At 66.1% G+C, this 12,631-nt stretch carries 16 protein-coding genes; 13 read left to right on the top strand and 3 right to left on the bottom strand.

Translation table 11 applies throughout. The features are described from left to right. Position 1 precedes the first annotated feature (1 nt). Together trpS and CFB81_RS36335 are read right to left on the bottom strand one after the other, a co-directional pair. Positions 2–1,015 carry a tryptophan--tRNA ligase gene (trpS, locus tag CFB81_RS30890; RefSeq protein ID WP_089437688.1) on the bottom strand — a complete coding sequence of 338 codons (1,014 nt, stop codon included), beginning with the start codon at positions 1,013–1,015 and terminating at the stop codon, positions 2–4. Positions 1,016–1,223: 208 nt separating this feature from the next. Further along, positions 1,224–1,379: a hypothetical protein gene (locus tag CFB81_RS36335; protein WP_176730218.1), complete on the bottom strand. Its 156-nt coding sequence runs from the start codon at positions 1,377–1,379 to the stop codon at positions 1,224–1,226. Between the two features lie 411 nt (positions 1,380–1,790). Here CFB81_RS36335 and CFB81_RS30895 point away from each other — a divergent pair, with 411 nt between their 5' ends. The 5 genes from CFB81_RS30895 (at position 1,791) to CFB81_RS30915 (ending at position 5,270) form a co-directional block, all read left to right on the top strand. Next, positions 1,791–2,834 (top strand): tetratricopeptide repeat protein, encoded by a 1,044-nt coding sequence (locus CFB81_RS30895; protein WP_256976388.1) that lies wholly within the window; start codon positions 1,791–1,793, stop codon positions 2,832–2,834. Positions 2,835–3,178: 344 nt separating this feature from the next. Then, complete coding sequence (locus CFB81_RS30900) at positions 3,179–3,805, top strand: hypothetical protein (RefSeq protein WP_089437689.1); 627 nt, start codon at positions 3,179–3,181, stop codon at positions 3,803–3,805. 80 nt (positions 3,806–3,885) lie between these two features. Beyond that, complete coding sequence (locus CFB81_RS30905) at positions 3,886–4,218, top strand: RebB family R body protein (RefSeq protein ID WP_069619142.1); 333 nt, start codon at positions 3,886–3,888, stop codon at positions 4,216–4,218. A gap of 193 nt (positions 4,219–4,411) precedes the next feature. Then, complete coding sequence (locus CFB81_RS30910) at positions 4,412–4,774, top strand: RebB family R body protein (RefSeq protein WP_069619141.1); 363 nt, start codon at positions 4,412–4,414, stop codon at positions 4,772–4,774. A 172-nt stretch (positions 4,775–4,946) separates the two neighbouring features. Further along, on the top strand, positions 4,947–5,270 hold the full coding sequence (locus tag CFB81_RS30915) for a RebB family R body protein (RefSeq protein WP_069619140.1): 324 nt from the start codon (positions 4,947–4,949) through the stop codon (positions 5,268–5,270). 85 nt (positions 5,271–5,355) lie between these two features. Here the strand turns inward: CFB81_RS30915 and CFB81_RS30920 are convergent, their stop codons facing one another. Continuing rightward, positions 5,356–6,198 (bottom strand): Crp/Fnr family transcriptional regulator, encoded by an 843-nt coding sequence (locus CFB81_RS30920; protein ID WP_256976389.1) that lies wholly within the window; start codon positions 6,196–6,198, stop codon positions 5,356–5,358. Positions 6,199–6,441: 243 nt separating this feature from the next. Here CFB81_RS30920 and CFB81_RS30925 point away from each other — a divergent pair, with 243 nt between their 5' ends. The 8 genes from CFB81_RS30925 to argE all read left to right on the top strand — a co-directional run bounded on the left by CFB81_RS30925 (position 6,442) and on the right by argE (position 12,566). Next, a complete protein-coding gene (locus CFB81_RS30925; RefSeq protein WP_069619138.1) occupies positions 6,442–6,999 on the top strand; it encodes an RNA polymerase sigma factor in 558 nt (185 codons plus the stop codon). A 113-nt stretch (positions 7,000–7,112) separates the two neighbouring features. Beyond that, the gene (locus CFB81_RS30930; protein WP_050014033.1) at positions 7,113–7,406 is read left to right on the top strand and encodes a RebB family R body protein; all 294 of its coding nucleotides are present in this window, start codon (positions 7,113–7,115) and stop codon (positions 7,404–7,406) included. A gap of 35 nt (positions 7,407–7,441) precedes the next feature. Further along, on the top strand, positions 7,442–8,047 hold the full coding sequence (locus CFB81_RS30935; RefSeq protein ID WP_256976390.1) for a hypothetical protein: 606 nt from the start codon (positions 7,442–7,444) through the stop codon (positions 8,045–8,047). Between the two features lie 217 nt (positions 8,048–8,264). Next, positions 8,265–8,711, top strand: a complete 447-nt coding sequence (locus tag CFB81_RS30940) for a hypothetical protein (RefSeq protein WP_069619136.1) — start codon at positions 8,265–8,267, stop codon at positions 8,709–8,711. A gap of 184 nt (positions 8,712–8,895) precedes the next feature. Further along, positions 8,896–10,218, top strand: coding sequence for an NAD(P)/FAD-dependent oxidoreductase (locus tag CFB81_RS30945; RefSeq protein WP_089437692.1), 1,323 nt, complete (start codon positions 8,896–8,898; stop codon positions 10,216–10,218). 68 nt (positions 10,219–10,286) lie between these two features. Then, positions 10,287–10,736 (top strand): RidA family protein, encoded by a 450-nt coding sequence (locus CFB81_RS30950; RefSeq protein ID WP_050014029.1) that lies wholly within the window; start codon positions 10,287–10,289, stop codon positions 10,734–10,736. Continuing rightward, on the top strand, positions 10,733–11,410 hold the full coding sequence (locus CFB81_RS30955) for a DUF1028 domain-containing protein (RefSeq protein WP_089437693.1): 678 nt from the start codon (positions 10,733–10,735) through the stop codon (positions 11,408–11,410). The genes CFB81_RS30950 and CFB81_RS30955 overlap by 4 nt, the downstream gene beginning before the upstream one ends. Beyond that, positions 11,403–12,566, top strand: a complete 1,164-nt coding sequence (gene argE, locus CFB81_RS30960; RefSeq protein ID WP_089437694.1) for an acetylornithine deacetylase — start codon at positions 11,403–11,405, stop codon at positions 12,564–12,566. The genes CFB81_RS30955 and argE overlap by 8 nt, the downstream gene beginning before the upstream one ends. Positions 12,567–12,631: the final 65 nt, after the last annotated feature.

Genomic DNA, 12,631 nt, shown 5'->3' on the forward strand with positions numbered 1-12,631 from the left:
CTCAATCGAAATACGTGAGCCCCATCGCACCCTTCACCTCCGCGAGCGTCGCCCCCGCCACTTCCCGCGCATGCAGCGTGCCGCGCTTCAGGATCGCCATCACTTCGGCCTTGTCGGCTTCGAACTCACGACGGCGCGTGCGGATCGGTTCGATCAGCGCCTGCAGCCGCTCGTTCAGCACGCGCTTGACGACGCTGTCGCCGAGGCCGCCGCGGCGATAGTGGGCCTTGAGCTCGTCGACCTTCGCCACGTCCGGCTCGAACGCATCGAGGAACGTGAACACGACGTTGCCCTCGACCTGGCCGGGGTCGCTCACGCGAAGGTGGTTCGGGTCCGTGTACATGTCCTTCACGGCCTGCGCGATTTCGTCCGGCGTCGAGCCGAGCGTGATCGCGTTGCCGAGCGATTTGCTCATCTTCGCCTTGCCGTCGATGCCCGGCAGCCGCGTGACCGCCGACAGCACGGCCTCGCATTCGACCAGCACCGGCTTGTCGACGGTCGCGTTGAAGCGGCGCACGAGTTCGTTGGTCTGCTCGATCATCGGCAGCTGATCGTCGCCCACCGGCACGTGCGTCGCCTTGAATGCGGTGATGTCGGCAGCCTGGCTCACCGGATAGGTCAGGAAGCCGGCCGGGATGTCGCGCTCGAAGCCGCGCAGGCGGATTTCTTCCTTGATGGTCGGATTGCGTTCGAGACGCGCGACCGTGACGAGGTTGAGCAGGTATTGCGACAGTTCGGCGAGTTCGGGCACCTGGGATTGCACGACGATCGTCGAGATCGCCGGATCGATGCCGACGGCGAGATAGTCGAGCGCGACCTCGATCACGTTCTCGGTGACGCGCTGGCGGCGGCCCATGTTGTCGGTCAGCGCCTGCGTATCGGCGAGCAGCAGGAACTGCGTCGCCTCGTGCTGCATCTGCACGCGTGCGCGCAGCGAGCCGATGTAGTGGCCGAGATGCAGCGGGCCGGTCGTGCGGTCGCCGGTGAGGATGGTCGGGCGGGTGGGGTGCGTCATGGTCGTCGTTGCTCCGGGTTATCGAAGCCGCCAGCCATGATGTCATCGCAGAAACGCAAATGCCGCCATCGCTGGCGGCATCACGTTTGGGACATGCAAAAGGAAACGGGCCGCCTGGGTCAGGCGCGCCACCAGCAATGCACGATCGGCGAGGCGGGTTTCGTTTCCATCGCGGCAGTATAGCGTAGTGCGCGCGCGGACGTGCGCATCAGCGGATTACGGATTCCATCGCGAGGTACGCCGTTTCGGCGGACGGCCACAGCAGGTACAGCAGGCCGGCCATCAACAGCCACGCGCCGGCGCGTACGAGCGGCGTGCGGTCCTTGTCGCGAGGGGGACGGGTGAGCTGCTTCGATTTCTTCATGCTTGCAGGCGCGGGTGCGCCACTCCAACGGTTACTGCAACGGGTCGCGCGGGGCGAGCCCGGGGTGTTGCGCGGAAATGGGTCAACGGGACTTCCCGTGGGGCAGAAGTGTCCGGGGATCTCAAAAAGGGTTCGATCGTATATTCTGAAACGCACGTCTCATGCGAAACGATGCGCATGCTACCAGTTCGGGGCGGTACGCATGGTCAAGGATTGTAGGGTGATGGTCGGAATGGATGGCCTCGTGTCCACGCTACGGGCCGAGGCCCCGGGCGTTTCCCGGTTGGGCGCGATTGCCGGTGGCCAATGAAATCGCTTGGAAAAACCGGATGGATCCTCCGGTCTCGTGCGCTCATACCATAACGAGCGCGCGACAATGGGCTTGCTTTTCTTACATGGGTATTCGAAATCGTGCGAAATCAATTACGTTCGGCTGCTGCCCGCCGCATTGGCTTCACGCAATTGGTTTCTGTTTTCTTGTGCTTCGCCAGTGGGGCCTGTTCAAGGGGCGATGCGCTTCCCCGGAATATGTCGCTGACTGCCTTCAATCCGCATCGCGGGGCATTTGAGTGCAGGCATGAAGCTGCCGTGGTGCCGCCTGTTGATCCGGAGGCCGATCGCTGGAATCAGCAGGCAATGGCACTGACCAGTTCCCTGCTGTGGCCGAACCAGCGCGATTACAAGGGCGCTGTCGATTTGTGGACGAAAGCGGCCGAGCGCAAGCACTGGAAGGCCATGCTGAATCTGGCGAATGCGTACGCGCAGGGGGAGGGTGTGGAGCGCGATTCGGAACATGCGGTTCAGATCACCGAACAGGCGATGAAACTGGGTATTCCGGCCGCCTACGATCTGATGGGCACGTACTACATGAACGGGATGGGCGTTAAGCCGGATGCCAGCCGCGCCTATGCATTCTGGCAATTGGCCGCCGATATGGGCAGCCCGAGTTCGATGGCGTATCTGGGTGGCAAGATGGATGCGCTCTATGACGACCCGAAGGCTGGCTTCTGGGGTAATCGCAAGATCTCCCTGCAAATGCTGGAATGTGCGGTCGCGCAAGGTAACGGACTTGCTGCATATGAATTGGGAACGACGATCGTCGGCGATCGAGCCGAATTGAGCGAGAACAACGAACGCGCCCTCAAGACGCTGCATGACGGCGTGAAGTTCGGCAGCGCCGAAAGTGCGGCCTATCTGTTCGGTGCGTTTGACGATGGCGATCCCGTGGTCGGCAATATGAAGGATCGTGCCCGCGCCGAGCGCTACAGTGTCCTTGCCGATCGCCTCGAGCGCGACCCCGACCTGCGTCTGCCGAATCTGGACAAGGTCGTGCCGCTGCCGCCCGCCAAGCTGCCCAAGTGGGACGGCAACAAGGAGACGTTGATCGACGCGGCGAAGGCGGTGACGTCTGTGCCGGAGTCGTCGGTCAAACCCGCGGCGCATCCCGTGTCGTAGCGTACGGGGCGCGCTTACGTGTCCGGTGGCCAGATGCTGCCGGAGAAGCCGCAGGTCGCCGTTCCTCCGCAGGCGGAAACGACGGCCGCGCCTGTCGGTGGTTACCCGCTCCCTGACACCCCGCCGCCCTCGCGCGGTGCCGGCCGACTTCACACCTCCCTCGCATGGTTCGTCCTTGCAGCAGTCCTGCCGAATTTCCGGCAAGGCCGTCGCACATCCCTTTCCCGGAGAACCCCATGCGATATCCATTACAGCACGCCGACCAGGCCGTCGTGGCGCGGCGTCCGTCCGACACCGAACCGCACGTACCCGTGTCGCGAGCGAACCTCGAGGAGGTGTGAGTCATGAGCAACGAAGCACTCGACCCGCTGCTGCGGCAACTCGCGGAGCGACTCGGACGGCCTCTCAAGCCCGGCGAAGAACAGGCGCTGCTGGAACGGCTGTCGGGCCGGCAAGCAAACCCGCCGACGCCTGCCGCCGGCCCGGCCGCGCCGGCGAGCGCCGCGAAGCCGCCCCTGCCGCAGTTCAAAACCCGGCAAGAGGCGCGCCAACAGATCAAGCATTTTCTGCAGCTCAACCAGCAAAAGGCGTACGAGAAGATGCGCGGCATCCTGCAGACGATCGACACGCAGAACGAGACGACCCTCGACATGCTCGCGTCGGAACAGCGAAAAGTATCGGGCGTACTCGACGCGAACGAGCCGGCCGGCGACGCGCAGGCATCCGGCGCGACCGGGATCCAGGACAGCACTCGCGAGGCGCTGACGATGATCGGCGAACAACTGACGGGCCTGATCCGTCAGGAAATCGAAACATGCTTCCGGCAATACGGCGATGCGCTCGCCGAAGGGCTCGCCGTCAGGCTCGACGCGATGGAGGACCGGTTGTGCAGCATCGTCGCCGGCCCGGCCGAAGCCATCGAACCCACCGCTGCCGTTCACGATACGCCCGGCCAAGCGTCCATGGAGTAGCACGCGGGTCATGCGACCGAACGCGAAACCGGCCGGCCCCGATGTGCGACCTCTCAACTACGTGAACCAAGGAGCAACAAATGGCTGATACGTGTCAAGTGTGCCAGGTCAATCCCGCGATTACCGATGCGGTCACACAGGTCAACGTCAAGGTGGTCGCGGAAGCGCCGGCAATGGCGATGGGCTCGCTGTACCAGGCCCAGAGCCATTCGCTCAGCATCCTGTTCGAGAACGCGGTGCAGCAGCAGTCGCAGGCCGCGATCCAGTCGCAAACGTCGACGAACGTGGGGACGATGCAGCTCTACACGATCGGACCGGAAAGCGCGGGCGCGGCCGCCACGGAAATCGGCGCGAACGGGATCATTTCCATTCTGGCCGACGTGATCGCGATCGGGAAGGCCGTGACCAAGTAGTAAGGCGTCGTCGCAGCGCCGTGGTCGAGCGGCGGCGCAAGTGGCACGCGCCGCCGATACCGCCGCCGTGCCGCGGATGCGCAGCATGACCGCCGGCGCCTGACCAGCGGTGCCGCGCGGTGTTCCGGAGCAAACGACAGGGCGGGCAGCGCCGATTCGATGCGGTGCCCGTTCGAGAACCAGGAGAAATACGATGGCAAACGACGTCAACGATCCGCTTGACACGAAGGACCCCTGCAAGACCTGTGCGGTGAACGCCGCGATCACCGACGCGGTCACGCAGACCAACGTCAAGGTGGTGGGCGAAGCGCCCGCGATGGCAACGGGCTCGCTGTACCAGGCCCAGAGCCATTCGCTCAGCGTGCTGTTCGAGAACGCCGTGCAGCAGCAGTCGCAGTCCGCGGTGCAGCTGCCGACCTCGACGAACGTCGGCACGATGCAGCTGTACACGCTCGGGCCGGCGAGCGCCGGCGCCGCCGCGACCGAAATCGGCTCGAACGGCGTGCTGTCCGTGCTGGCTGACGTGCTGGCGCTCGGCAAGGCGCTGGCCGGGTAACCCTGCGTCGGCGCCGGGCGGCGGCCCCGATCCCGGTGGCTGTCGCCCGGCGCCCGACGTCGTATCGACGCCGTGACGGCGGACGTCCTGTCGCGTCTCGACGGCGCCGACCGACCCATTCATGCTTTCGCCGCGACCGCGCCGCAGCGGCGAGCCAACCAGGAGCAACGACATGCCGGAACAGGTTTCCCCTGCGATGACCGATGCAGTCACGCAAGCCAACGTCAAGGTGGTAGGCGAAGCGCCCGCCGTGGCCTTGGGCACGCTCATGCAATCGAACAGCCATGCGTCCGCGATCCTGCTTCACAACGCGGTGCAGATGCAGGCGAACCAGGCGGCGTCCAACCTCGCCGCCACGACCGTCGGCATCATGCAGCTCTATGCGGGCTCGCCCGTGGCGCAGGCCAGCGCGGCGCGGTCGGCGAACGACAGCTTCGTGTCGCAACTGGCCGCCGTCGCGCAGTTGATGAACGCCCTCGGTCACGGGCGCGGCTGACCTTCACCGCGCGCCGCGCAACGCGGCGCGCTCGACCTGCCCGCACGGCGGCGCCGCATCGCGAATGCGCTTGCCTGAACGGGCGTCAATTGGCGTCGACGATGGTCCGGAGCTGATCCGGTTTCCGAATCGTCACGCCGTGTTCGTGTAGCCGGATCAGGCCGTCGCGCTGCATCTTCTGCAGGCTGCTGTTCAGTCGCGGCCGGCTGACGTTGAGCATCGCGGCGAGAATGCTCTGGCTCTCCGGCAGCGGCACCTCGAGATCGTTCCCTTGCATGCGGTTCAGCAGATGGCGCGCGAGTCGTGCTTCGAGCCGGTACAGGCAAGCCGACTCGACGAAGTCGCTCAGCTGATGAATGTGCCGGCACAGCTGTTCGTGGATGCGCGCCATGAATTCCGCGTTGGCCTGCAACGGCGCAAAGTGCTGGCGATGCAGCAGCGAAATGCGGCAGTCGGCGCTCAACTGGGCGGTGAAGCTGCGCCGGTGCGCGAGAATCAGCGTGTTTTCGCCGATGAGGTCGCCCGGCATCGAGTGGCCGAGAATGATCTCGCGTCCGCCGGGCTCGTGCAGCGTCTTGTAGACGCGGCCGCGGTGCACGAACGCGACGAAATCCCCCGGATCGCCCTTGAAGAACAGCAGGCGATTGCCGTGTTCGGGCCAGGGCGTGACATGCCGCTCGATGTGGGCGAGCAGGCTTTCCGGCAGATCGACGAGTATCGGTATGTTGCGCAGCGTTTGAGCGTTAGCAAGGGCAGGCATGTTTTCCGCGCGAGGTTGTTGAACGATGCGGCCACCTAGCGAAAAACGCTGCCTTCGGCATTGCGTGAAAAATGAATAATGAAAGTATTGAAATAATCGGCAGGCGGTCCGGACGAGGCGGCACTTTGACGGCAAGCGCGCTTGATCGACCGACATCGAAAGCAGCATGCCGACGCACGGACGCATCGCGGCGGTAGTCGTTCTTTTTCATCGCAATGCCGTTATTCAGTCAGGCCCGGCGGCGCACCTGAAACGACGGATCGGGCTATGCCGGTGAATTAATATTTCCGTTCATAATAATCAAGAAAATTTACCGAAGCCGATTATCGTTATATCGGTGTTACACGGGTAACAGCGTCAATCCCGGCCTCGAATCGATTCTGTGTTTTCCATAAAAAAGGAAGACACGGGATGACAACCTCGAACCAGCACGCTGCCCCGACGCCCGAGTCTCCGGCGCAGCAGCTCGACCGCACGTGGCGGGAAATGCAGGGGAAATTGCGGCGCCGCGCGCGCCTGTTGTGCAAGGGTGATGTTCACCGGGCCGACGAACTGCTTTCCGATACCGCACTCAAGGTCCACATTTACCTGCAGCGCTCGCCCGAGCGCGTCCGGAACCTGACGGGTTTCCTCTTCCTGGCGCTGAATCACGCGTTCCTCGATGGCGCGCGCCGCCGCCTGCGCGAAAGCGGCATGCTCGAATTCGACCCGGCCTGGGACGACGATCACGCCGTCGAGCTGGCCGGCCACGCGCCGTCGGTCGAGCAGCAACTGCTGCTGCGGCAACAGCTGCTGCGTCTCGAGCAGGCGCTGTCGGTGCTGTCCCCGCAGCAGCAGATGCTGTTCACGCTGAAGTTCGAGGAGGACCGGCCGTATTTCCACATCGCCGCGACGCTCGGGATCAACGAGCCGCTTGCCAGAAAGCGCGTCGAACTGCTGCGCAAGAAGTTGCGCGAGGAACTCGCGTGAGCGCGTTCACGAATGCCGGCATGCAGCGTTCCTAACGGCATGCGCGGCGTCGATGGCCTGCCGGCCCGCCGTTCCTTCAATCGCATGCCGGAGCCGAGATCCGAGGAGGCCTCGTGGCAGACAAAGTCAATGAGCAGATTACCGATGCGCTGACGCAGACCAACGTCAACGTCGTCGCGGGCTCGCCGGCCCAGGCGCTGGGCATGCTTTACCAGATGTTCAGCCAGGCCGTCGGCATCTCGGCGCAGAACATGACACAGCAGCAGGCGGCGTTGAACCAGATTTCGAACGCCGTCGTGTCGAAGGCCGTGGCGATGATCCTGTCCGTCGAGGCATCGCCGAAGCCCGCATCGGGCGGCGCGTCGCTGCCCGCGGCGGGCGGCTCGCCGACGGGTTCCACGCATTAGGACGCGACGACTATCGGGATACCTGAATCATGAACATGAAAGGTCTTTTGGGCGGACGCGGAGAAGGCGCGACGCAGGTGCCGGACGACGCCGCGGACGCCGCGGCCGAAGCAACGGCGCCGGCCGAGGTCGCGCCGCGCGACGCGACGCCGACACCCGGCAAGCGCGCGTGGCCGGTCAACCGGCTGCGCAGGTTCACCGATGCGCTGAAGGCGCCGGACCAGATCGCGGGGACGGCCGGGGCCGCCCCGTCGGCGCTGAAGACGGTGCAGGCGATCAACGCGGAGGCGGCGTCCTACGCGACCACGCAGATTGCCGTCGGTCCGAACATGTTGATCACGCAGGCCGGCGGCATGGTCGCGCAGGCGGCGGCCAACTACTTCGAGGCGTCGACGTCGCTGGCGATCGCGGGCAAGAGCGTGCTGATGAAGGACCTCGCGCAGAAGACCATCGACGAGGACGTGAAAGGCATGGCGATGGATGCGGTAGGCCTGCTGCTGACGGACCTGTTCGTCGCGACCGCGGCGGTCGTCGCGGGCGCCGCGGAGGCGATCGAAGGCGAGGCGGCGAGCGTCGCGCTCGACCGGATCGACGAGAGCCTGCAGAAGTATCAGGCGCTGCTGGACAAGAAGGGCACGTAGGGCGCGGCGTCGATACGAACGTCGCGGGCCATCATGCATCGAGAACCTCGGGGCAATCGCCTGCCACGCGTGCAGCGGGCGAAACAGTCTCAATCGACACGATCCGCCGGGCCCGTCAGGCCCGATGCGGGACGTGAGCGGTGGGCGCGACGCACGTTCCGGGTTGAACACGTCGCGGCCTGCTACCGGCAGTCCTGTCTAGTCATGTGAGGAACCCATGTCCTACATCATTCAGAACGTACACGGTTCGGCGCCGCTGCGGGTTGGCGAGCGCAACTGGGGCGATGCGACGGAAATCGATTTCGGCACGATGACGAGTTGCATCGCGCTCGTCGAGCAGACGCCCGGCCAGCCGACGTTGGTGCGCGGCATCCATCTGTCGATCGTCAGCCCCGACGGCACGAAGGTCTACGATACGGCGTCGAATGTCGCCGGACAGGTCGAGACGATCATGCAGCAGAGCGGCAACATGCGGGCGTGTCTCGGGCGCATCGATGTCTGGCAGGCCAACGTGTCGCAAGAAGTGCGGGACTTCTTCGTCGCGTTGATGATGAGCCTCGGCATGACCCAATGGGTACAGGTGCCGGACGGCAACCTGCGGGTACGGCTCCACGGCGGCGTGATGCAGTATCAGAAGGGCACCGACGCGTGGACCAACGTGTAGCCTGCACGATCCATCGAAACCGGTGCCAGCGATGCGCGGGCGCCGGCCCCGCCCCAGCTTTTTGCTCGTCAACGCCAACAAAAAACCTCGTTTCGCGCCACGCGGCCTGTCAGCAGAATGTCTCCATTCCAGCTCACGCGACGACACAAGCGTCGCATGAGCCGCACTTCAGAAGGAGACAGCCGTGGCAGTCGAAACAACCTCGATCGATACGCTCGTCGTCGGCGCCGGGCAGGCCGGCGTGGCGATGAGCGAGCACCTGGGCAAGCAGGGCGTGCCCCATCTCGTGCTGGAGCGCAGCCGTATCGCCGAACGCTGGCGCACCGGGCGCTGGGATTCGCTGGTCGCGAACGGCCCCGCGTGGCACGACCGTTTCCCGGGGCTCGAATTCGACGGGCTCGACCCCGATGCGTTCGCAACGAAGGACCAGGTCGCGGACTACTTCGAAGCGTATGCCCGTCGATTCAACGCGCCGATCCGCACCGGCGTCGAAGTGACGCATGTCGTGCGCAACACGGGCAAGCCGGGCTTCGTCGTCGAGACGTCCGACGGCACGATCGAGGCGAACCGCGTGGTGGTCGCGACGGGCCCGTTCCAGCGCCCCGTGATTCCGCCGATCGCGCCGGATGACGCGCGCGTCGTGCAGATCCATTCCGCCGACTATCGCAACCCGGGCCAGCTCCCGGCAGGCGCGGTGCTGGTGGTCGGCGCCGGTTCGTCGGGCGTGCAGATCGCCGACGAACTGCAGCGCGCGGGCCGGCAGGTCTACCTGTCGGTCGGGCCGCACGATCGTCCGCCGCGAGCATATCGCGGCCGCGACTTCTGCTGGTGGCTCGGCGTGCTCGGCGAATGGGACAAGGAAGTCGCGACGCCCGGCCGCGAACACGTGACGATCGCGGTGAGCGGCGCGCGCGGCGGCCATACGGTCGATTTCCGCGCACTCGCGAACCAGGGCGTGACGCTGGTCGGGCTGACGAAGTCGTTCGACGGCGGCGTGGCCGTGTTCGAACCCGATCTCGCGATCAATCTCGCGCGCGGCGACGAGAACTACCTGTCGCTGCTCGACGCGGCCGACGCGTATGCGGCGCGCAACGGCCTCGACCTGCCGGAAGAGCCGGACGCCCGGCGCATCCTGCCGGACCCCGGCTGCGTCGCGCATCCGATCCTCTCGCTCGATCTCGCCGGCGCGGGCGTCGCGTCGATCGTCTGGGCGACCGGCTATGCGGTCGACTACGGCTGGCTGAACGTCGACGCGTTCGCGTCGAACGGCAAGCCGCAACACCAGCGCGGCGTATCGAAGGAGCCGGGCATCTATTTCCTCGGGCTGCCGTGGCTGTCGCGGCGCGGCTCCAGCTTCATCTGGGGCGTGTGGCACGACGCGAAGCACATCGCCGATCACATCGTCACGCAGCGCAAGTACCTCGCGTACCACGACGCGGCGCAGCACCGCGCGGCCGCGCAGGCGGTGCAGCCGGACGCGCGCCCGCTCGCCGAAGCGGCGAACTGACAACCTGACGACCCCGCCGCGCCCCTTCCCGCGCGGCGGGCGACCACACCGACACTCGAAGGACCTCGATGAGCCAGCCTACCCATACGCGTATCCGCATGTTCAACACGAAGGATACCTACCCGAACCAGACGCTCGACAACGACCTGTGCCAGGCGGTGCGGGCCGGCAACACCGTCTACGTGCGCGGCCAGGTCGGCACCGATTTCGACGGCAACCTGATCGGCCTCGGCGACCCGCGCGCGCAGGCCGAGCAGGCGATGAAGAACGTCAAGCAGTTGCTCGAGGAAGCCGGCAGCGACATCACCCACATCGTGAAGACGACGACCTACCTGATCGATCCGCGTTATCGCGAACCCGTGTACCAGGAGGTCGGCAAGTGGCTGAAGGGCGTCTATCCGATCTCGACGGGACTCGTCGTTTCCGCGCTCGGCCAGCCGCAGTGGCTGATGGAGATCGACGTGATCGCGGTGATCCCCGACAACTGGCAGCCGAACCGCGCACGGGAGGCGACATGACGTTCTCCATCGTCGGGCGCTGCCCGGAGACGGGGCAGCTCGGGATCGCGATCAGCTCGTCGAGCATCGCGGTGGGCGCGCGCTGCCCGTGGGTGCGTGCGGGCGTCGGCGCCGTGTCGACGCAGAACATCACGCTGCCGGCGCTTGGGCCCCAGATCCTCGACCTGATCGAGCACGACCAACTCGCGCCGGCGGCGGCACTCGACCGGGCGTTGAGCGCGAACGGCTGGAGCCAGTACCGGCAGGTCACGGTGATCGACGGGCAGGGGCAGACCGCATGCTTCACCGGCAAGGAGGCGCTCGGCACGCATCGCGCGGTGCGGGGCGAGCAGTGCGTGGCGGCGGGCAACCTGCTGGCCGCGCCGGCCGTGATCGACGCGATGGTGCGGGCCTTCGAGCACGCGCCGGGATTGCTCGCCGATCGCCTGCTGGCCGCGATGCACGCGGCGATGGCGGCCGGCGGCGAGGCCGGGCCCGTGCATTCGGCCGCGCTGAAGGTGACGGGCGACGTGACCTGGCCGATCGTCGACCTGCGCGTCGACTGGGCCGATACCGATCCGGTCGGGCAGCTCGACGCGCTGTGGCGCGCGTATCGGCCGCAGATGCAGGATTACCAGACGCGCGCGCTGAACCCGACCGCCGCACCGCGTTACGGCGTGCCCGGCGATGAGTGATCCGTCGAGCCGCGCGTTGCTCGAACGGCTGATCGGCTTCGCGACGGTCAGCCGCGATTCGAACCTCGAGATGATCGGTTTCATCCGCAACTATCTCGCGGGTTTCGGGGTGGAGAGCGAACTGTTCTACAACGCGGAACGCACGAAGGCGAGCCTGTACGCGACGATCGGCCCGTGCGATCGCGGCGGCGTCGCGCTGTCGGGCCATACCGACGTGGTGCCGGTCGACGGGCAGGCATGGACGGTCGAACCGTTCCGGCTGACCGAGCACGACGGCCGCCTGTACGGCCGCGGCACGGCCGACATGAAGGGCTTCATCGCATCGGTGCTCGCGGCCGTTCCGGCGTTCGTCGTGCGGCCGTTGAGCGTGCCCGTGCATCTCGCGTTCTCGTACGACGAGGAAGTCGGTTGTCTCGGCGTGCGGCCGATGCTCGAACAACTGGCCGCGCGCGAACATCGTCCGCGGCTGTGCGTGATCGGCGAGCCGACCGAACTGAAGCCGGTGCTCGGTCACAAGGGCAAGCTCGCGATGCGTTGCCACGTGAAAGGCGCCGCGTGTCACTCCGCTTACGCGCCATCGGGCGTCAACGCGATCGACTATGCGGCGAAGCTGATCGGCCGGCTCGGCGAGATCGGCGCGGCGCTCGCTCGCCCCGAGCGGCACGACAGTCGCTTCGACCCGCCATTCTCGACCGTGCAGACGGGATTGATCAAGGGCGGCCGCGCGCTGAACATCGTGCCGGCCGAATGCGAGTTCGATTTCGAGGTGCGTGCGCTGCCGGATTTCGATGCGCACGACGTGCCGAGAAAGCTGCAGGACTATGCGGAATCCGAACTGCTGCCGAGAATGCGCGCGGTGCAGCCCGATACCGACATTCAACTGAAACCGCTCGGCGCGTATCCGGGGCTGGCGACCGCGCCGGACAGCGAGGCCGCGCGGCTGGTCGCTTGGCTGAGCGGGTCCGACGCGTTCGGCACGGTGGCGTTCGGCACCGAGGGCGGGCTGTTCGGGCAGGCCGGTATTCCGACCGTCGTGTGCGGGCCCGGCAGCATGGACCAGGGGCACAAGCCCGACGAGTTCGTCACGCTCGAACAACTGCACGGATGCGACGCGATGCTGGGCCGCCTCGCCGCGTACCTTGCTTCCGCCGCCTGAACGGGCGGCCGGCACGCACGCGCCGCATCCGGCGGCGCGTGCGATGTCCCATTCCCTGTCGCGAC

Origin of the sequence: Burkholderia sp. AU28863, from assembly GCF_002223195.1 — a bacterium.
GTDB classification, from domain to species: Bacteria; Pseudomonadota; Gammaproteobacteria; order Burkholderiales; family Burkholderiaceae; genus Burkholderia; species Burkholderia sola.